Origin of the sequence: Luminiphilus syltensis NOR5-1B (assembly GCF_000158175.1) — a bacterium.
Classification (GTDB): Bacteria; Pseudomonadota; Gammaproteobacteria; order Pseudomonadales; family Halieaceae; genus Luminiphilus; species Luminiphilus syltensis.
The window spans coordinates 2,361,342-2,380,901 of sequence record NZ_DS999411.1; the positions used below are offsets into that span (position 1 = coordinate 2,361,342).

The window sequence follows — 19,560 nt, forward strand, 5'->3', positions numbered from 1 at the left end:
GAGTGACATCAAATCCTGCGCTAGGTTCAAGATGAGACGAAGTATGCTTAACTTCAGACGTTCGGCGCTATTCGCCGCGATCATGCCTCTGGTGGGTGCGCCGGCCTGGGGACTGGGCCTGGGTGAGATCACCATGCAGTCCTACCTCAACGAGCCGTTGGTGGCCGAGGTGGCGCTGCTCGACGTGCAGGGTCTCGCGGTCGATGACATCAAGGTCCGTCTCGCCACTGCTGAGGACTTCGATCGTCTGGGCGTCGAGCGTGCCTATTTTCTGACCAGTGTGAATTTTGATGTTCAGGTCGGGGCCGATGGGGGCGCGCGTATCCTGTTGACGACGACCGAGCCTCTGCTGGAGCCCTACCTCGATTTCATTCTGGAAGCGCGGTGGCCTGCCGGTCGCTTGTTGCGTGAATACACTGTTCTGGTCGATCTGCCGAGGATGGACAATACCCGTGTGATGGCGTCATCGTCATCCCGAACGGAAGATCAGCAGGAGACGGCTAGTGAGCCTGAGCCCGTGGCGGAGCCCAGCGCCCCCCGAGCGTCACCACGCGCCCCCCGTCCCGAACGCCAGTATGACCGGGATACTCGTGTTATACCGGAGCCCGGTTCGCGTTATCTGGTCGTCAAGAATGACACCCTGTGGGATATTGCGGCAAAAGCACGCCCCGCCGGTGCCAGTGTTGAACAGACGATGCTGGCGACAGTCGATATGAACCCCCAGGCGTTTACCGGTGGCAATATCAATGGCCTCAGGGCCGGTTACGTGCTCTATCTTCCCTCAGATGACGATATCGAAGGGTCCAACGCAGACGCCATTGCGCGGGTATCGCAGCATAACCAGGATTGGCGTGACGGTGTTCGACGACGGCCGGCGTTGCGCGTGGTCGCTGACAGCGAAGTTGAACCCGATTATGCGGGTACCACCGAGTCCACAGATGAGTTGGCCATGGCCGAATCGATAGTCAACCCGGAGGCAGCCGCCCCGGACACTGTGGAGGTGGCGCAAGCGGGGGATGTTGCGCCCATCGACTCCGATGAATCGATGGCCGACTCCGGATCGACCGATGCTATGCAGACATCGGCTGACGCATCGGGTCTTGCTGATATTCAGGTTCGCCTCTCGGAGCTGGCTCAACAGGTCGAACAACTTAGCCAACTGGTCTCGGTCAAGGATGAGCAGATTGCTGCCTTGCAGGCGCAGCTGCAAGCGAAGGAGAACGCGTCGGTCGCAACCAGTGCGGCACCTGCGCGAGCCGCGGCACCTGGCAGCGGATCCTTTATACCCTGGTGGGCTTATACGATTCTCGGGATTGGTGTGCTTCTGGGAGGCGGTTGGGTGGCATTGCGACTGCGCAACCGTGGTGAGCAGGAGGCGTCTTCGGTTGCGGCACCAGTGGTCCCCGCTCGACGCCAGGACGTGGCAAGGCCCGCATCCCCCGCCGAACCCGTTGCCAAGTCGGAGTCAACACCCAGCGAAGATGCCGGTCTCGATTCCGGTGGCGAACGGGGCTATGGCCAGAGATTGTACAACGAGTATGCCCAGGAGGGCGCCACTGCCGATGCATTGGCAGAGGCAGACATTTATGTGGCCTACGGACGTTACCAGCAAGCTATCGATCTGCTGAAGGCGGCAGTGGATTCCGATCCTAAGGCCACCGGTGCGTATTCCAAGCTTCTGGAGATCTACTTAAAAACCGATAGGCGTGAGGAAGCCGACGCGCTGATCCCTGCAATTGAGCGTACAGGTGATGCCGAACTCATCGCACAGGCACGCAGTCAGCTGACGACTGTCGACAGCGGTCCGTCGTCGCCGGTTGCCATCGACGCAGCCGCTACCGAGGATAAACAGGCACCGGATTGGAGCGCGCCATCGGGCGGTGAAGCAGCGCTCGATTTTGAAATGGTCTCACCCGCCGTGCCGGTTGAACCGGCCGATACCGACGATAAAGAAGACGATAAAGAAATAGGCGCTGCCGTCGCTGGTGATGAAGATACCGTGACGGCGTCTATCGCAAATGATGTGGATTCGGACCTCGAGTCTGGTCTCGAACTCGAACTGGAACTTCCCGCTCGCGAGGGCGAAGAAGAAGGCGGGATGCCTGCTCCTGTCGCGGAAGCCGACTGGGGCGCCCTTGATGGTGGTGGGTCGAGCAGTGATCTGCATGAAGAGCTGGAGCTTGAAGCCGCTTCACCGGATCCAGAGGCCGACGAGGCGTCAATCGACGATATAAGTTCTGATCTAGCCGATGTCTCTTCAGGCGACGAAATCGCCGCGCCTGAAGACGAGTCCGGGGATCTGGTGGTGGCGGACGAGGGCGATCCCATTGCGAGCAAGCTCGATCTCGCCCGTGCCTACATTGATATGGGTGATGACGACGGCGCCAGGCCGGTGTTGGAGGAGGTCATCGCCGAGGGCGACCTTCAGCAGCAAGCTGAGGCGCGAGAGCTCCTGCTGCGTATTGAATGAGTATTCCCATAGGTTGAGCAGCGAGTCTGCTCCTCCGGGAACCCGCTTTGCCGCTCGCGTTGAATACGATGGTCGTTCATTCCACGGGTGGCAATATCAGCCCAGCCGAGATCATCCTACGGTTCAGGCGACACTCGAAGCAGCGTTAAGTCAGATCGCCAATCAGCCCATGGTTACGGGCTGCGCGGGGCGCACCGATACGGGTGTTCACGGCTTTGCACAGATTGTTCACTTTGATGACCCCGTCGGTCGCAGCGAAAAGGCGTGGGTGATGGGCACCAACAGCGCACTGCCTTCGACGGTCCGGGTCCACTGGGCCCACCCGGTAGAGGATGATTTTCATGCGCGGTTCAGCGCCGAGTTGAGAACGTATCGCTATGTCATCGCCAACACCCGGGTGCATCCCGCGCAACTTGCCGGTCTTGTCACCTGGGTGCGACGCGCCCTCGACGCCGATGTGATGAACAAAGCGGCCCAGGCACTGGTTGGCGAACATGATTTCAGCGCGTTCCGTGCGGCGTCATGCGGTGCCAATACGCCAATGCGGCGGGTAGAACAGATCTCGATAACGCGTCGTGGCGATCTGGTCGTCATAGAAATTGCCGCCAACGCCTTTCTTCACCATATGGTGCGCAATATTGCAGGTTCACTGATCATGGTCGGCTCGGGGCTGCGCACTGCGGACTGGTTCCGCGACATCTTCAGGGGCAGGGACCGAACGGTAGCGGCGGATACGGCGGCGGCAGCCGGTCTTTATCTGATTCATGTCAGCTACCCCGATCGGTTTGGACTTCCCCCCGTGCCTGAGGGGCCGATGCTTTTATCCGCAGTCACCTGATTTCTCGCGGGTTTTTGTTACACTGCGTCCCTTTTGGGCGAACGAACTACGGTGCAAATCAAGATTTGTGGCATTACCCGGCCCGAAGACGGCGTGGCTGCTGTCTCGGCAGGAGCCGACGCTATCGGATTGGTCTTCTGGGAGCCTAGCAGGCGGTCGGTGTCCATAGCGTCGGCGAAGCAAATCGTTGCTGCGTTGCCGCCGTTGACGACCGTAGTGGCGCTGTTTGTCGATCCCGAGCCTGCCTGGGTGAAGTCGGTCTGCGACGCCGTACCCGTGAGTCTGCTGCAGTTCCATGGGTCTGAGCCGGCTGACTTCTGCGAGGCGTTTCGCCGCCCCTATATGAAAGCGGTTCGGGTCAGCGTCAGTGAGGACGTGCTGATCCAGGCGGCGACCCATACCCTTGCCCGTGGGCTGTTGCTGGACAGTGCGGACGAGCAGCTCGCGGGAGGCACCGGCAAGACATTTGACTGGTCGCTGGTACCCAGAGACCTCGGTGCCCCTATTGTCTTGGCCGGTGGCCTGAACGCCGACAATGTAGCCGAGGCGGTTCGCGTGGTGGAACCGGCGGCGGTCGATGTCAGTACCGGCGTCGAAAGCGCACCGGGGATCAAAGATCCCGTTAAAATGGCTTCTTTTATCAACGCGGCTCGAGCAGCCGCCAGAGGTGATTCATGACCGCGGAAACACATCCAGACAAGTACGCATCGGTTCCGGACGAGCACGGTCGCTTCGGGCAGTACGGCGGCAAGTTCGTCGCAGAGACCTTGATGACAGCATTGTCCGAGCTGGAAGCACTGTATCGGGAACTCGCCAACGATGCCGACTTCCAGCGAGAGTTTGATTACGATCTGGCGCATTACGTCGGGCGTCCTTCGCCGCTGTACGAGGCGCAGCGGCTCTCCGACGAAATTGGTGGAGCGCGGATTTACCTCAAGCGGGAAGATCTGAATCATACCGGTGCCCACAAGGTGAACAACACCATTGGGCAGGCGCTGCTGGCCAAGCACATGGGTAAGAAGCGCGTCATTGCGGAGACCGGGGCTGGCCAGCACGGCGTTGCCAGCGCCACTGTCGCGGCCCGTCTGGGACTTGAATGCAGCGTCTTCATGGGCGAAGAGGACATTCAGCGGCAGGCGCTGAATGTGTACCGCATGAAACTACTCGGTGCCACGGTTGTGCCCGTGACGTCCGGATCGCGGACGCTAAAGGACGCCATGAATGAGGCGATGCGGGACTGGGTAACCAACGTCGACGAGACCTTCTACATTATCGGCTCTGTGGCCGGGCCGCATCCGTACCCTATGCTGGTGCGGGATTTTCAGAGCGTCATCGGCAGAGAAGCACGGCAACAATCGCTGGCAATGACCGGTAAGCTGCCCGATGCCCTGGTCGCCTGTGTCGGCGGTGGCTCCAATGCCATCGGTCTCTTTCATCCTTTCCTCGGCGACGAGTCGGTCCGTATCTACGGCGTGGAGGCCGGTGGCCATGGCGTTGCCTCCGGTGAGCACGCAGCGCCCCTGAATGCAGGTACCCCCGGTGTCTTACACGGCACCCGAACCTATTTGATGCAGGATGAAAACGGGCAGATCATGCACACCCATTCGGTGTCGGCGGGTCTTGATTATCCCGGGGTGGGCCCCGAGCATGCGTGGCTCAAGGATATCGGGCGTGCGGATTATGTTTCAGCCAATGATGATGAGGCACTCGCTGCGTTCCATCGACTCACCCGTATCGAGGGCATTATGCCGGCGCTGGAGACTGCACACGCGATGGCATACGCGGAGAAGCTGGCGGCGACCATGACGCCGGAACAGCACATTATCGTCAATCTGTCAGGACGCGGCGATAAGGATATCCTCACTGTTGCCGCGTTGGATGGCATCGAGCTATAGGAACTGTTGTGAGTCGACTGGGCACTGTTTTTTCTGAGTTAAACAAAGCGAAACGCAAGGCGCTGATTCCCTACATCGTGGCGGGCGATCCTGAACGCGGTTTTACGGTGTCGTTAATGCATCGTTTGGTCAAAGCCGGTGCTGATGTGATCGAAGTCGGAGTTCCGTTCTCGGATCCCATGAGTGAAGGACCGGTCATCCAGCAGGGGCATGAACGCGCGCTCGAGCATGGTGTCAGTCTTCGCAATGTACTGGAGATGGTCACTGCCTTCAGGGAGGAAGATCGTGATACGCCGGTTGTACTGATGGGCTACGCCAATCCTGTGGTTCGCATGGGCTACGCCGCGTTTGCCGATGCCTGTTCCACAGCCGGTGTCGATGGATTGATCACGGTCGACTTGCCCCCGGAGGAGGTCGCGGACCTTAACCAGGAGCTCAAACGTGTTGGGATCGATAATATTTTTCTGATTTCCCCAACGACCCCGGATGCTCGGATAGGCACGATTACTTCGACTGCGAGTGGCTTCCTGTACTACGTGGCGCTAAAGGGCGTTACCGGGGCCGGTAATCTCGATGCGGACGCCGTTGCCGCCTATCTTGAGCGTATTCGAGCGACTACTGACCTGCCGATAGCGGTCGGCTTTGGTATCAAGGATGCGGCTTCCGCCGCCGCAATTGCCGAGTACGCCGACGGCGTGGTGGTCGGAAGTGCGCTTGTCGATGCGATTGCCCGATCGGTAGCCGCAGGAGACGGTCTCGAGGGCGCCGCTGGTGTGGCGGTGAAGCTGGTTGAAGCGATTCGCCACGGAGTTGACTCGCGTCCTTCCGCCGCCTGACCGGTGACAGGTATACTGTTCGAAATCAGGTGGAGCGAAGCACGGTATGAGCTGGATTGATAAGATTCTCCCCTCCGGGGTGCGTCAGGAACAGGGAACCTCGAAGCGGACCAACATCCCGGAAGGGCTTTGGACCAAATGCGTCAAATGCGAGGGTGTTCTTTATCGACCTGACGTCGAGCGCAACTCCGATGTGTGCCCGAAATGTGATCACCATATGCGCATTGGCGCTCGTCGCCGGCTGGACCTTTTCCTCGATCCGGAGGAGCGAGAGGAGGTTTTTTCCGAGATCGTTCCAGTCGATCGGCTGAAGTTCCGGGACAAGCGCAGATACCGTGATCGACTTTCCGCGGCCCAGAAAAGTACCGGCGAAAAAGATGCCCTGGTTGCCATGCGTGGCCGACTCAAAGGCCAGGACGTGGTGGTGCTCGCTTTTGAGTTTAATTTCCATGGTGGCTCGATGGGCTACGCGGTGGGCGAGAAGTTTACTCGCGCCGCGACCCTAGCAATGAATCAGCGTATTCCGCTGATTTGTTTTTCTGCATCGGGAGGCGCGAGGATGCAGGAGGCGCTTATCTCGCTCATGCAAATGGCGAAAACGTCGGCGGTGCTGGAACGCATGAAGCAGGCTAGTGTGCCCTACATTTCGGTGCTTACAGATCCGATTTACGGCGGTGTTTCTGCATCGCTGGCGCTACTTGGCGATATCAATGTTGCCGAGCCGGAGGCCAGAGCGGGTTTTGCGGGCCCCAATATCATCGAGCAGACTATCCGACAAAAACTCCCGCGAGGTTTTCAGCGCAGCGAGTTTCTGCTTGAGCACGGTGCAATCGATATGATTGTTCCCCGTGCGGAGATGCGCGATACGTTGGCTCGGTTGTTGGCGAAGTTACAGGACATACCTGCCGACGAGGAAGCGCCCGAACCGGCGATCGTGGAAGAGGACCTTGAGGAGCCGGCGCCCGTCGCCAGTGAGTCCGAGGACGTGCTGCTTGTGGCGACCGCTGAACCGGATCGTGCCGGAGAGGACGCGGAAAACGAACCCACTGAGGGCGGCGATGCGGCAGCCCAAGATGATGCTACGGCCCCAGATGACGTTGCGGCAGATCCACTTGTAGACCCCGAGGGTGATGACAAGCCGCGCTGATCTCGCTGACTGGTTGCGCTATCTGGAGGGCTTGCACCCCAGGGCCATCGATCTTGGCCTTGAGCGTGTTGGCGCGGTGGCGGACGCGCTCGAACTGCGTCCTCCGCGCTGTTCGACGCTGACGGTAGCGGGAACCAATGGCAAGGGGAGTGTTGTCGCTGTTACAGCTGCCGGTCTTCGTGCGGCTGGCCACTCTGTCGGTGTCTATACGTCGCCGCACCTCATCGATTTCAATGAGCGGATCGTTATTGACGATAAGCCGGTCCCAGACGAGGCTTTACTGGCAGCCTTCGAGGAAATCGAACGATCGCGAGGCGATATTTCTCTCAGCTATTTCGAATTCGCAACCCTGGCCGCGCTCTGGTTATTCCGACGCGCCAGTGTGGATTGGCAGGTATTGGAGGTAGGACTCGGCGGTAGGCTTGATGCGGTCAATATTCTCGATCCTGATATTGCGGTGATCACAAGTATTGGTTTGGATCATACCGAGTGGTTGGGGCCAACACGTGAAGCGATCGCACCGGAAAAAGCCGGTATTGCCCGCAGAGGAAAGCCGGTAGTGGTGCTCGAAACAGACCCTCCCGATAGCCTCGCTGAGTCGCTGGAATCGATGGGTGCCGATATCAAGTGGCGGGGCAGGGACTGGACGATGTCGGCGGAGCAGGTACACCTCTGCGACGGTGGACAGGTAGCTCTCCCTGACATTGACGGATTGCTCTCGGACAATATCGGCGGCGCGTTGCAGGCGCTATCGTTGGCTGGGGTGGTAATCGATGCGCCTATGCTCGATGAGCTCGCCTCGGTGCGTGTTCCGGGTCGTCGCCAGCGGCGACACTGGAAGGGTCATGAAGTGCTGCTCGACGTCGCTCATAACCTTGAGTCGGTGGAGGCGATGGTCGCGTCGCTGGAGTCTCTACCGGGGGGTGAACGCACGCTGGCTTTGTTTGCGGCAATGGCTGATAAGCCTATCCATGCTATGCTAAACGCCTGTGCCGGCTGTTTTGACCGCTGGTTTTTGCCCGACCTCGCGGAGCAACCGCGTGCCATGAAACCGGCGGATATAGCTGCATTAATGCCCGAAGTGATATCAACGTGTTTCGATGATTTCGACGACGCGTGGTCTGCGGTGACGGCCGCGCTTGTGCCCGGTGACCGCCTCATCGTATTTGGCTCTTTCATCACTGTAGGTGCAGCGCTCGCTCGCTTGGACTAGTTAATGGATCCGATTCTCAAGCAACGGCTGGTAGGTGCTTTAGTGTTGATCGCACTGGGCGTGGTGTTCTGGCCGATTATTTTTGTGCAGCCTGAGCGCTTTGAAAACGACCCCATTGCGCTAGAGCCCATTCCCCCGGCACCGACGATTGACCGAAGCCCCATGCCCGAACCTGAAAATCGCAGGGACTCCATTGCACCCCAGCTACCCCAACTCCCCGATCTTGATCAGGAACAGATAGCCGCGGACGAAGCGACAAGCATTGATGAGACGCTCGCGACTCAGGCATCGGAAGACCTGCTCCCCTCGGCGGATGAGGTAGATCCGCCCGCCCCGAGGGAGCGCGCGCCGCAACCACCGGCGGTTGATGAGCAGGGCCTTGCGATGGCCTGGGTGCTTCAGGTGGCGACATTGAGTTCGGAATCTCGCGCCAATGAACTGGTCGACCGTTTAACCACCAAAGGGTATCCGGCCTTTGTCCGTTCAACCTCAAAAGCAGGGCGCCAGTTATACCGTGTGCAGATAGGGCCTAAAATTGAGCGTGATAAGCTTGCGCCGATCAAAACGGTGATAGACCCTCTGCTAAAGGTGGATTCCGCAGTGATTAGGTATATTCAGTAGGCCATGGACGATCTTCTTTCCGATGTTTCCTCAGCAACCCAGGGGTTTTCGGGTTTCGACTGGGTGGTCGTGGCGGTGGTGCTGCTGTCTATGGTGGTCGGGTTGTGGCGCGGCTTTGCGCGCGAGGTGATGGCAGTGCTGGGATGGGTTCTCGCTTTCGTGGGCGCCAGTCTTCTGGCGAAGCCGCTGGCCAATGCGCTCACCCATGTTATCGACGATCCAACCCTGCGTTATCTGGCGGGTTGGCTGCTTATCTTTGTCGCGGTGCTGGCTATTTTTGGCGCTGTCGGTGCGTTTTTTTCAAAGCAAATGCGCCAGCCGGGTTTCAATCTGGGTAATCGCTTTCTCGGTGGAATGTTTGGTGTAGTCAGAGGCCTTGTCATCATGATGGCGGCGGTATTACTGCTGCGGGCCTTTTTACCCGACTCCGAAGAGGCGTGGCTTGACAACGCACAGTTGGTCGATCCCTTGGACGACATGGCCGAAGTTTTTGGTCAAACCTTTGATGATGTACTCGAGGCAGACCCCCCTGAAACACTGGGCGAGTCCTTTGAGTCCAGTGAAATGCTCTAGGGTGGGGGACAGCTGATGTGCGGCCTGGTAGGAATTGTCGGGGCAACGGATGTCGCCGCTGATGTTTACGATGCGTTAACCATGTTGCAACACCGTGGTCAGGATGCCGCGGGCATCATGACCTGCATAGACGGGAAGTTTCAGCAGCGCAAGGGCGAGGGCCTTGTGCGCGATGTATTCAGCGGTCCGCAAATAGCGGGTTTGCTCGGGAACTTCGGTATCGGTCATGTGCGCTATCCAACGCAGGGCAGCTCAGGGACCGCGCTGGCCCAGCCTTTCTATGTCAATTCGCCCTATGGTATTGCGCTCGCCCACAATGGCAACCTGACCAATGCGTCGCAACTCGCCTCTGAGCTTTTTCGCAGTGACCTGCGACATCTGAATACCGATTCGGATTCGGAAGTTTTGCTCAATGTGTTCGCGCACGAATTGCAAAGGCGAGGGAAGCTGGTACCTGAGGCCGCTGATATCTTTGCCGCCGTCTCGGCGGTACATCGCCGTTGCGAAGGCGCCTATGCCGCGGTGGCGATGCTGACCGATCTGGGCGTGGTGGCCTTTCGTGATCCTAACGGTATTCGTCCCCTGGTTCTTGGTGTCCGTGAAGGTCCAAGGCAACGCAAGGAATACATGGTGGCGTCGGAGAGTGTGGCTCTCGATGTGCTTGGCTTTGAGTTGTTGGGTGATATTCAGCCTGGCGAAGCGGTGTACATTACGGCTGCCGGTGAGATGCGCCGCCATCAATGTGCAGAGAGCCATCGGCTGCTGCCGTGTATTTTTGAACACGTGTATTTCGCGCGGCCTGATTCCATGATGGATGGTGTGTCGGTGTACAAAACACGGATGCGTCAGGGCGAACGGTTGGCGCAGAAGGTTATGCGGGAGCGGCCCGATCAGGACATTGATGTAGTGATTCCAATTCCCGACACCTCGCGTGTTGCCGGGCAGTCCCTCGCCTATCACCTGGGCGTGAAGTTCCGGGAAGGCTTTATGAAGAATCGCTACATTGGTCGAACCTTCATCATGCCGGGGCAGAATACGCGAAAGAAATCCGTGCGCCAAAAGCTGAACCCGGTACCGCTCGAGTTTGAAGGCAAAACGGTGATGCTGATCGATGACTCCATCGTCCGGGGAACCACCTGCCGTCAGATTATCCAGATGGCGCGGGACTCCGGTGCCAGCAAGGTGTACTTTGCCTCGGCAGCGCCGCCGGTACGCTATCCCAATGTTTACGGCATCGACATGCCCGCGGCCAATGAGCTTATCGCCCACAACCGAACGGTCGATGAAATCTGCGAATTGATCGGTGCTGATTGGCTGGTGTATCAGGATATCGAGGATCTTCTGGCGTGCTCTCAGGAGGGCAATGAGTCGATCTCCGGCTTTGAGTCGTCCGTGTTCGATGGCATTTACCAGGCGGGCAATATCGATGCGGATTACCTGACCACTATTGAGGCTGCCCGCGGTGAGGGTGTGTCGCGTAATCAGGATGCCGCGGTAGTCGGCCTCCACAATGATGCCTAGGGGCGTGCAATGACCAAGGAAGACGGTGACTGGCTGGACAGGGCGCACCTTGAAACCCAGGCGATCCGGGCGGGTATCAGGCGAAGTAGCGAAGGTGAGCACAGCGAGCCTATCCACACGACATCCAGTTTTATTTTTGACTCACCCGAGGACGCGGCCGCGCGTTTTAGCGGTGACTATGTAGCCAATGTGTATTCCCGCTATACCAACCCGACGGTTCGCGGCTTTGAGCAGCGCCTCGCGGCGATGGAGGAGGGGGAGGCGGCCGTGGCCACAGCGTCCGGGATGGCTGCGATACTCGCTACCTGCATGGCGCTGCTAAAGAGTGGTGACCACGTTATCTGCTCCCGTGATGTATTTGGAAGCACCGTGGGGCTATTTGAAAAGTATCTCGGTAACTTTGGTGTAGAGACCAGCTTCGTGTCCCTGCGTGACCCCTCCGCGTGGCGCGCTGCCGCGCGGCCGTCAACACGGCTGCTGTTTTGTGAGACGCCGTCGAACCCACTTTGCGAGGTTGCCGATCTGGCAGCGCTGGCGCAGATCGCCAATGATCAGGGTGCGCTGCTGGTGGTCGATAACTGTTTCTGTACCCCTGCATTGCAGCGACCACTCAATCTCGGTGCCGACCTGGTAATTCACTCGGCGACCAAATACCTCGATGGGCAGGGTCGTGTGCTGGGCGGGGCCGTTGTGGGTGCCGAGTCGCTCATGGAAGAGCTGGTTGGGTTTTTGCGCACTTGCGGACCCGCGATCAGCCCCTTCAATGCCTGGGTCTGTATGAAAGGTCTCGAGACACTGTCGCTGCGTATGCAGGCGCACTGTCAGCGAGCCCAGCATCTGGCGGAGTGGCTACAGACCATGGCGCCGGTCAATCGGGTGAACTATGCGGGTTTGCCCGATCACCCGGGATACGATCTCGCTGTGGCGCAGCAGGAAGGCTTCGGTGGTGTGCTGTCTTTCGAAGTGCAGGGAGGTCAGGCGGCGGCGTGGCAATTTATCCGGGCCACCGAACTGATGTCCCTGACCGCCAATCTCGGCGATGCCAAAACCACGATAGTGCATCCAGCGACGACGACCCACAGCCGACTGACCCAGCAACAGCGCGATGAAGCCGGTATCAGTGATGGTTTGATCCGAATCGCGGTGGGCCTCGAACATATTGAGGATATCAAGGCGGATTGCGACCGTGGCTTTGCTGCCTTGTTGCGCTGACGCTCGCGCCGGTTCGGCGTAAACCAGACGGACAATTGCATGCAGCAGGTCATTGATCGTACAGTGAGTGAGATCGGGCGAGTCCTGCTGGGTAAGGATCTGCAGATACGCCAGGCGCTCTGTTGCCTTATTGCGGGTGGACATCTGTTGCTCGAGGATCTGCCCGGCATGGGCAAGACCACACTGTCCCACGCTTTGGCGCGGGCGCTGGGACTCGACTACGGGCGAGTGCAATTTACCTCTGATCTTCTGCCATCGGACATTCTGGGTTTATCGATTTTTGATCGGGATGCGGGGGGCTTTGCGTTCCAGCCCGGGCCCATATTCAGTCAGGTACTGCTGGCCGATGAAATCAATCGAGCAACCCCTCGAACCCAAAGCGCGCTGCTCGAGGCGATGGCGGAAGGGCAGGTGAGTATCGACGGGGAGACTCGGGTTTTGCCTGATCCCTTCTTTGTCATCGCCACACAGAATCCGGCGCATCAAAGCGGTACCTATGCGTTACCCGAGTCTCAATTGGATCGTTTCCTGATGCGACTCACCCTCGGCTATCCCGATCCACGGTCAGAACGTCAGTTGCTGCTGCGTGGCAAGGCGCCGGATGTGTCCACCATCGAACCCGTCTTGCAGTCGCAACAGCTTCAAGCCGTCCGCGAGCAGGTGATTGAGGTCAAAGTGTCAGACAGCCTTGTCGGCTATCTGCAGCGTCTGGTTGCCTACTCCCGGAACGCCGCCGAATTCTCGGTAGGTCTCTCTCCCCGGGGGGCACTGGCTTTGATCACAGCGGCTCGAACCTGGGCCGTGATCGAGGGCCGCGATTTTGTGATTCCGGAAGATGTGCAGGCCGTGCTGTCTGCGGTTGTTGCCCACCGGGTTATACCGAGCGCTGATTTTGCGGGTGATGGGAACGCTCTGGTCGCCTTGCTTCGTGATCGTGTCGACGTTATCCCCGACTGAGTCCGGTGGCGTGCGCTCGCGCGTTCGTGATCGCTATCAACGCTGGCTGTCAAAGCGTCTTCCGGCAGAATCCTCGGTTGTTCTCAAGAACCGACGTCTTTTTATCTTTGTTTCAAAAGCCGGTGCGCTGTTTTTAGCCGCCCTGTTACTGATGCTGCTCACGGCGATCAATTATCAGAACAATCTGGCTTATGGACTGACGTTTTGGTTGGGCACCATGTTGATGGTGGGCATCCATCACACCCACGGCAACCTGTTGAACCTGAAATTGACAGGGGTTGGGGCGCCAGCCGTGTTCGCCGGCCAACAGGCCGAGTTTCAGTTGCGACTTGATGCGGGCGGAAAGCGGGCGCATCAATCTGTGCGTTTGTCATGGCCTGGCTCCGAGTGTTGTATCGACGTTCCTGCCAGGGACACGGTGAACGTAAAGCTCTATCACCGTGTCGGCGAGCGCGGCTGGTTTTACCCGGGACGCCTGCGTGTCGAGACCTGCTACCCATTGGGGTTGTTGCGATGCTGGAGCTTCGTAGATCTCCAGCTGCGGGCACTGGTCTATCCAACCCCCATACCCGGTCCCCCACCGCGGTCACAGGGTTTGGGGGGGGACGAGGGTGGCGGATCCAGCGCGGGCGATGATGATTTGTCGGGTTTCCGGGATTATCGTCCGGGGGATTCCCCCCGCACTATCGACTGGCGCGGCTATGCCCGGGAGCAGCCCCTGCAAACCCGGCTTTTCGCGCAGCCGCAACAACAGCATCACTGGCTCGACTGGAAAGATTACGACAGTGGCACCGAGGCTCAGCGCCTGTCGTGGTTGTGCCATCGGGCGCTGATCTTGGATGCCAGCGGCGACGAGTACGGACTGCGGCTGTCCGGACTGGAGTTGCCATTGGGTAGAGGCGACAGGCACCGTGAACAGGTGCTTCGTGCACTGGCCCTGTTCGGGCTTGCGGATACCGAGGCGTCATGAGGTTCGCCGATCAAATACCACGAAATGCCCTTTACTGGTTATTGTTTTGCCAATTTACCCTGGTGTTACCGCATCTGGCGCGAATACCGCCCTGGGTGATATTGGTGTACGTGGGCGCCGCCGCCTGGCGCTTGCGGATGTTGAAGGCCGGCGAAAAAATGCTGCCGGTAGTGGTGCGATTGCCACTGGCGATCGGTGCCGGAGTCGGCGTGTATTGGAGTTTTGGGTCGCTGCTGGGGCTGGAACCCATGGTCGCGTTACTACTGATCGCCGCCGGCTTGAAGCTGGTGGAAACAGTGGCGGCGAAAGACGGGTATGTACTGATTGCACTCGGCTTTTTCATCTGCGTAACCCAGTTTTTGTTTTCGCAGGAATTGCCGACGCTACTCTATACCCTGGTCAACACATTACTGCTCATCACGACATTGAATGCCCTCAATGAGATTCCGGGGAAGCGCGCGTCCTGGGCGCCGCTCGGGTATTCGGCAAAGTTACTGCTTCAGGCGGTACCGTTGATGCTGGTTTTATTCCTGCTTTTTCCGCGTATCGGCCCACTCTGGAATGTACCCAGCAAGAGTCAGGCGGGCGTCACCGGCATGAGCGATTCGATGCGCCCCGGCGAAGTCTCTGAGCTGAGTCGCTCCAGCGAGCTTGCGTTTCGCGCGCAGTTTGAGGACGTCATACCACCCAAACCCGAGTTGTACTGGCGTGGTGTCGTTATGAGCATTTTGGAAGACGGCGCCTGGCGATCGCTGCGCTGGCGAGAGGTACCCCCCGATCAGCGCCTGCCCGAGCCCAGACCGTTGACAGGCCAGCCCATCGAGTATCGGGTCATACTCGAGGCCACGCTGCAGAATTGGCTGTTTGCGTTGCCTTATGCGGAATCGTCAACCCCGGGCGTGGCGAACGCCGCTGACGCGCGTCTTTTTACGCCCCGAGCCATTGAGGGGCAGTTTGGTTACCAGGTATCGACCTGGCCTGAGGCTCAGCGCAACCAGGCGCTTAGCCCGTGGCGCCGCCGTACCGAATTGGCGCTGCCGACCGGGGAAAATCCCAAAGCCGCGGCGTTGGTGCGCTCACTGCAAACGGAAAACCCAGAGCCTGCGGCGTTAGTGAGCGCCACCCTGAGCTATTTTCGCAACAATCCTTTTTTCTACACACTCCGACCACCTGCCATCGAAGGTCGTGATTTTGTTGATCAATTTCTCTTTGAGAGTCGTCGCGGGTTTTGTGAACACTACGCCTACAGTTTTGCCGTGATGATGCGCCAGGCGGGCTTGCCGGCACGGGTCATTGGGGGGTATCAGGGCGGGGAGGTAAACCCGCTCAACAATACGGTGATCGTACGTCAGTTCGACGCCCACGCCTGGACCGAAGTCTACCTGCCTGATCGTGGATGGACACGGGTTGACCCCACCGCGGCGGTGGCTCCCGACCGAATTGAATGGGGTATCGAAGAGGCGTTGCGGGAGGAGGGGTCGTTTCTTGCCGACTCGCCATTATCGATGCTTCGGTTCCGGGGGGTTGGCCTACTCGATTGGGTGAGATTGCGCTACGAAGCCGTCGCCTGGCGATGGCAGTCTTTCATTATTGGCTTTGATAACCAGTTTCAAATCGATTTATTGCAGCGCTGGCTGGGCGGTACCGAGGTGGCTAAATTACTGGCCCTGATTATTGGAAGCTGGGCGCTGGTATTGCTTCCGATTACCTGGTGGAGCTATCGTGGTCGCCAGAGTGTAGCGCTCAATTCAGAGGAGCGGTCGCTCAACGCACTGTGTAAACGACTCGAACGCCGCGGTTTTCCCGTCGCCGCGGTGAAGCACCGGGGGTCTTCCGCCGTCGTTTGATGGAGGAGGGTAATTGTCCCGATACGCTACTTCGCGAACTTGAAAGTATTGAGGGCGCCTTGTATCGCTGAGAAGCGCTCGTGGTGAGTATGGTCTAGAAACCCGACCCCGGGCCCTTGAGGAATTCAATTTCCTCCGGCGTTGACGGGCGCCTCAATACTGCGTTGCGATGCGGATAGCGGCCAAAGCGTTGAATAATGCCCCGGTGCTGTTGCTCTGATCGCAGTGCGTCTTCCAGTCCTGAACTCGAGAACAATACACCCGCGACCTCGTGTATTGCGGACGATTCCGAGTGCATAAAGGGCATGTAAAGAAACTGGCGTTCGGCAGGGGTCAGCGGGGTATCGGCACCGCTTGCTATTGCCCACTGGGCCAGCGTCAGCGCCATGCCATCCTGAGCAAAGGCGCGGGCATCATCGCGATAGATATTGCGTGAAAACTGGTCGAGTACAATAATTTCAGCGAGTCGGCCGCGTGGGCTACTGCGCCACCAATAGCATTCTCCGCGACTGGCCTGCTGATGCAGCGCTGAAAATCGGGTTTCAATCGTGCGGTCGATCGCCGGGTTCTTCCTGAACCAATCTTTCGGCGAAAGTTCCTCATACCAGAAGGCGAGTACTGTTTCGGGATCCCTCATAGTGTGCCTAAGATTTCGCGTCCACGATGTGTTTAATCGTACATAAAAAAGGGGCCGTTAGGCCCCTTTGTGTGCTGATTAGAGGTTCAGGCCACCTGGTCGATCTGTACCGCTGCAATCTGCTTGCCATCATCCGACAGCTTTTGATACTCGATGATCTGATCAAAGTTCATGTAGCGATAGATTTCAGCGGACATGGCGTTGAGCTTGCCCGCGAATTCCTGATACTCCTCAGGCGTCGGCAGACGACCGAGCAGTGAGCCAATCGCTGCGAGCTCAGCTGATGTGAGATACACATTGGCACCATCGCCGAGTCGGTTAGGGAAGTTACGCGTAGAGGTCGAGAGCACCGTCGATTTTGGCGCCACCCGAGCCTGGTTGCCCATGCACAGCGAACACCCTGGCATTTCGGTGCGAGCACCCGCCCGGCCGAATATCGAGTAATACCCTTCTTCCATGAGGAGGTATTCATCCATTCGGGTCGGAGGGCAGATCCACAGTTTGGTGGTAACCGGCGATCCGTGGGCCTCCAGTAATTTGCCCGCTGCGCGGAAGTGACCGATATTGGTCATGCAGCTACCAATGAACACTTCATCGACCTTGTCACCGGCGACCTCGGACAACAGTCGGGCATCGTCGGGATCGTTGGGTGCGCAGACGATAGGTTCTTTGACATCCGCGAGGTCGATTTCGATGACTGCGGTATATTCTGCGTCGGCATCGGCCTCGAGCAACTCGGGATTGGCAAGCCAGTCTTCCATTTTGCGGGCGCGACGCTCAAGGGTTCGCACGTCGCCGTAGCCTTCGCTGATCATGGAACGCAGCAGCACGATATTCGATCGCAGGTACTCGGCGATGGTTTCCTCGCCCAGTTTGATGGTGCATCCGGCGGCTGAGCGCTCGGCGGAGGCGTCGGACAGCTCAAAGGCCTGCTCAACCGTCAGCGAATCGAGTCCTTCAATTTCGAGGATTCGACCGGAGAAGATATTCTTCTTGCCCTTCTTGTCGGTGGTTAACAGGCCCTCCTGAATCGCGTAATAGGGAATGGCGTGAACCAGATCCCGCAACGTGATTCCCGGTTGTAACTCGCCTTTGAAGCGCACCAGCACGGATTCCGGCATGTCGAGGGGCATTACACCGGTAGCCGAGGCAAAGGCGACCAGGCCCGATCCTGCCGGGAATGAAATACCCATCGGGAATCGGGTGTGTGAATCGCCACCCGTACCGACGGTATCGGGAAGTAGCATGCGGTTCAGCCAGCTGTGAATAATGCCGTCACCGGGGCGCAGTGACACGCCGCCTCGCGTGCGAATAAAGTCTGGCAGGCTGTGCTGGGTGTCGATATCAACCGGCTTGGGGTACGCGGCGGTGTGACAGAAGGACTGCATGGTGAGATCCGCTGAGAAACCGAGACAGGCCAGGTCTTTGAGTTCGTCCCGGGTCATCGGTCCGGTCGTATCCTGGGAGCCCACGGTCGTCATCTTCGGCTCGCAGTAGGTCCCCGGACGCACACCATCGGTGCCGCAGGCACGTCCCACCATTTTCTGGGCCAGGGTAAAGCCCGCGTCGCTGTCCTTGGGCTGCTCAGGAAGGCGGAACAGATCCGCTTCCGGAAGACCCAACGACTCGCGGGCTTTTGCAGTGAGACCGCGGCCTATAATCAGATTAATGCGACCTCCGGCGCGGACCTCATCGAGCAGGACCTGGGATTTAAGGCTGAACTCGGATAAAACCGCACCTGATTCGGACAGAATCTTACCGTCGTAGGGCCGGATTTCGATCACATCACCCATCGACAGGTCATCAACCGGCGCCTCGAAAACCAGTGCTCCGGCATCTTCCATGGTGTTGTAAAAAATCGGGGCGACCTTGCTACCGATACACACGCCGCCGGCACGCTTATTGGGTACGCCGGGAATGTCGTCGCCAAAGAACCAGAGTACGGAGTTTGTGGCTGATTTGCGCGACGAGCCGGTGCCCACAACATCGCCGACAAAAGCGACCGGCAGCTCGCCACCGCTAATTTTCTGGATTTGTTGCATCGGGCCGGTGTTGCCGGGATCGTCGGGAGTCAGGCCATCGCGCTCCATCTTGTACATCGCCAATGCATGGAGCGGGATGTCGGGTCGGGACCAGGCATCGGGAGCGGGGGAGAGGTCGTCGGTGTTGGTTTCCCCCGTGACCTTGAAGACCACCATTTTGGTTGACTCCGGAACCGGCTTTCGACGTGTGAACCACTCGCCGTCAGCCCAGCTCTGAATAACGGCTTTGGCATTTTCACTACCGGCTTTCGCGAGTTCTTCAACATCGTGAAAGGCATCAAACATGAGCAAGGTGTGCTTGAGTTCTTCCGCGGCCAAAGCACCCAGATCGGGGTCATTGAGAAGTCCAACCAGTGTTTCTATGTTGTAGCCGCCGTGCATGTTGCCCAGTAACTTGATGGCATCTTCTTTGTCGATTAGCGGGCTCTCAGCCTCGCCGTTCAGAATAGCTGAGAGAAACCCGGCCTTCACGTACGCCGCCTCATCAACACCAGGGGGAACGCGGTTGGCGAGCAGGTCGAGCAGGGTGTCGGCTTCTCCGGCCGGGGGATCTTTCAGAAGGTCGACGAGTCCTGCGACCTGCTCAGCACTGAGCGGCTTGGGGGGGATGTTAAGCGCAGCGCGCTCGGCGACATGTTCGCGGTAGGCTTCCAGCACGATAAAACTCCTTTGATCAAGCCAGTGGCATCGACCTGCACACGTACGGAGTGGTTACCGGCGCCTGCAGTGCCGAAAAACGGGGGTTTGTAATGTGTAGTATAGCTCGCGTCCGGATTTGTCG

General features: G+C 58.7%; 15 protein-coding genes and 1 pseudogene. 14 read left to right on the top strand and 2 right to left on the bottom strand.

The features are described from left to right. Nucleotides 1-43 precede the first annotated feature (43 nt). The 14 genes and pseudogenes from NOR51B_RS10640 to NOR51B_RS10705 all read left to right on the top strand — a co-directional run bounded on the left by NOR51B_RS10640 (nucleotide 44) and on the right by NOR51B_RS10705 (nucleotide 16,100). Nucleotides 44-2,470, top strand: coding sequence for a FimV/HubP family polar landmark protein (locus NOR51B_RS10640; RefSeq protein WP_009020841.1), 2,427 nt, complete (start codon nucleotides 44-46; stop codon nucleotides 2,468-2,470). 13 nt (nucleotides 2,471-2,483) lie between these two features. Beyond that, entirely contained in the window at nucleotides 2,484-3,308 is an 825-nt protein-coding gene (truA, locus tag NOR51B_RS10645) for a tRNA pseudouridine(38-40) synthase TruA (RefSeq protein ID WP_040482029.1), read from the top strand. A gap of 51 nt (nucleotides 3,309-3,359) precedes the next feature. Next, nucleotides 3,360-3,986: a phosphoribosylanthranilate isomerase gene (locus NOR51B_RS10650; RefSeq protein WP_040482030.1), complete on the top strand. Its 627-nt coding sequence runs from the start codon at nucleotides 3,360-3,362 to the stop codon at nucleotides 3,984-3,986. Next, entirely contained in the window at nucleotides 3,983-5,203 is a 1,221-nt protein-coding gene (gene trpB / locus NOR51B_RS10655) for a tryptophan synthase subunit beta (protein WP_009021233.1), read from the top strand. The genes NOR51B_RS10650 and trpB overlap by 4 nt, the downstream gene beginning before the upstream one ends. 8 nt (nucleotides 5,204-5,211) lie before the next feature. Continuing rightward, a complete protein-coding gene (gene trpA, locus NOR51B_RS10660) occupies nucleotides 5,212-6,039 on the top strand; it encodes a tryptophan synthase subunit alpha (RefSeq protein WP_009021186.1) in 828 nt (275 codons plus the stop codon). A gap of 46 nt (nucleotides 6,040-6,085) precedes the next feature. Beyond that, nucleotides 6,086-6,931: pseudogene (accD, locus tag NOR51B_RS10665) on the top strand (acetyl-CoA carboxylase, carboxyltransferase subunit beta); the annotation flags it as partial. A gap of 238 nt (nucleotides 6,932-7,169) precedes the next feature. Beyond that, nucleotides 7,170-8,399 carry a bifunctional folylpolyglutamate synthase/dihydrofolate synthase gene (locus NOR51B_RS10670; RefSeq protein ID WP_009021185.1) on the top strand — a complete coding sequence of 410 codons (1,230 nt, stop codon included), beginning with the start codon at nucleotides 7,170-7,172 and terminating at the stop codon, nucleotides 8,397-8,399. A gap of 3 nt (nucleotides 8,400-8,402) precedes the next feature. After that, nucleotides 8,403-9,020 (top strand): SPOR domain-containing protein, encoded by a 618-nt coding sequence (locus NOR51B_RS10675; RefSeq protein WP_009020006.1) that lies wholly within the window; start codon nucleotides 8,403-8,405, stop codon nucleotides 9,018-9,020. Between the two features lie 3 nt (nucleotides 9,021-9,023). After that, complete coding sequence (locus tag NOR51B_RS10680) at nucleotides 9,024-9,593, top strand: CvpA family protein (RefSeq protein ID WP_009020035.1); 570 nt, start codon at nucleotides 9,024-9,026, stop codon at nucleotides 9,591-9,593. A gap of 15 nt (nucleotides 9,594-9,608) precedes the next feature. After that, nucleotides 9,609-11,114, top strand: a complete 1,506-nt coding sequence (gene purF, locus NOR51B_RS10685; protein ID WP_009020879.1) for an amidophosphoribosyltransferase — start codon at nucleotides 9,609-9,611, stop codon at nucleotides 11,112-11,114. A 9-nt stretch (nucleotides 11,115-11,123) separates the two neighbouring features. Beyond that, nucleotides 11,124-12,326 carry an O-succinylhomoserine sulfhydrylase gene (locus NOR51B_RS10690; RefSeq protein WP_009019868.1) on the top strand — a complete coding sequence of 401 codons (1,203 nt, stop codon included), beginning with the start codon at nucleotides 11,124-11,126 and terminating at the stop codon, nucleotides 12,324-12,326. 39 nt (nucleotides 12,327-12,365) lie between these two features. Further along, nucleotides 12,366-13,283 carry an AAA family ATPase gene (locus NOR51B_RS10695; protein WP_009019228.1) on the top strand — a complete coding sequence of 306 codons (918 nt, stop codon included), beginning with the start codon at nucleotides 12,366-12,368 and terminating at the stop codon, nucleotides 13,281-13,283. Nucleotides 13,284-13,293: 10 nt separating this feature from the next. Further along, the gene (locus NOR51B_RS10700) at nucleotides 13,294-14,253 is read left to right on the top strand and encodes a DUF58 domain-containing protein (protein ID WP_009019035.1); all 960 of its coding nucleotides are present in this window, start codon (nucleotides 13,294-13,296) and stop codon (nucleotides 14,251-14,253) included. Then, a complete protein-coding gene (locus NOR51B_RS10705; RefSeq protein ID WP_009019498.1) occupies nucleotides 14,250-16,100 on the top strand; it encodes a transglutaminase family protein in 1,851 nt (616 codons plus the stop codon). The genes NOR51B_RS10700 and NOR51B_RS10705 overlap by 4 nt, the downstream gene beginning before the upstream one ends. Before the next feature lie 94 nt (nucleotides 16,101-16,194). Here NOR51B_RS10705 and NOR51B_RS10710 read toward each other — a convergent pair whose 3' ends face one another. Both NOR51B_RS10710 and acnB read right to left on the bottom strand, forming a co-directional pair. Continuing rightward, nucleotides 16,195-16,737, bottom strand: a complete 543-nt coding sequence (locus tag NOR51B_RS10710; RefSeq protein ID WP_009019547.1) for a DUF924 family protein — start codon at nucleotides 16,735-16,737, stop codon at nucleotides 16,195-16,197. A gap of 86 nt (nucleotides 16,738-16,823) precedes the next feature. Further along, nucleotides 16,824-19,436: a bifunctional aconitate hydratase 2/2-methylisocitrate dehydratase gene (gene acnB, locus NOR51B_RS10715; RefSeq protein ID WP_009020990.1), complete on the bottom strand. Its 2,613-nt coding sequence runs from the start codon at nucleotides 19,434-19,436 to the stop codon at nucleotides 16,824-16,826. Between the last annotated feature and the right edge of the window lie 124 nt (nucleotides 19,437-19,560).

What these genes read in the sequence shown, in the direction of transcription:
- NOR51B_RS10640 (WP_009020841.1), top strand. Translation starts at nt 44, where the DNA reads ATGCTTAACTTCAGACGTTCGGCGCTATTCGCCGCGATCATGCCTCTG.
- trpB (WP_009021233.1), top strand. Translation starts at nt 3,983, where the DNA reads ATGACCGCGGAAACACATCCAGACAAGTACGCATCGGTTCCGGACGAG.
- NOR51B_RS10670 (WP_009021185.1), top strand. Translation starts at nt 7,170, where the DNA reads ATGACAAGCCGCGCTGATCTCGCTGACTGGTTGCGCTATCTGGAGGGC.
- NOR51B_RS10675 (WP_009020006.1), top strand. Translation starts at nt 8,403, where the DNA reads ATGGATCCGATTCTCAAGCAACGGCTGGTAGGTGCTTTAGTGTTGATC.
- NOR51B_RS10680 (WP_009020035.1), top strand. Translation starts at nt 9,024, where the DNA reads ATGGACGATCTTCTTTCCGATGTTTCCTCAGCAACCCAGGGGTTTTCG.
- purF (WP_009020879.1), top strand. Translation starts at nt 9,609, where the DNA reads ATGTGCGGCCTGGTAGGAATTGTCGGGGCAACGGATGTCGCCGCTGAT.
- NOR51B_RS10690 (WP_009019868.1), top strand. Translation starts at nt 11,124, where the DNA reads ATGACCAAGGAAGACGGTGACTGGCTGGACAGGGCGCACCTTGAAACC.
- NOR51B_RS10695 (WP_009019228.1), top strand. Translation starts at nt 12,366, where the DNA reads ATGCAGCAGGTCATTGATCGTACAGTGAGTGAGATCGGGCGAGTCCTG.
- NOR51B_RS10705 (WP_009019498.1), top strand. Translation starts at nt 14,250, where the DNA reads ATGAGGTTCGCCGATCAAATACCACGAAATGCCCTTTACTGGTTATTG.
- NOR51B_RS10710 (WP_009019547.1), bottom strand. Translation starts at nt 16,737, where the DNA reads ATGAGGGATCCCGAAACAGTACTCGCCTTCTGGTATGAGGAACTTTCG.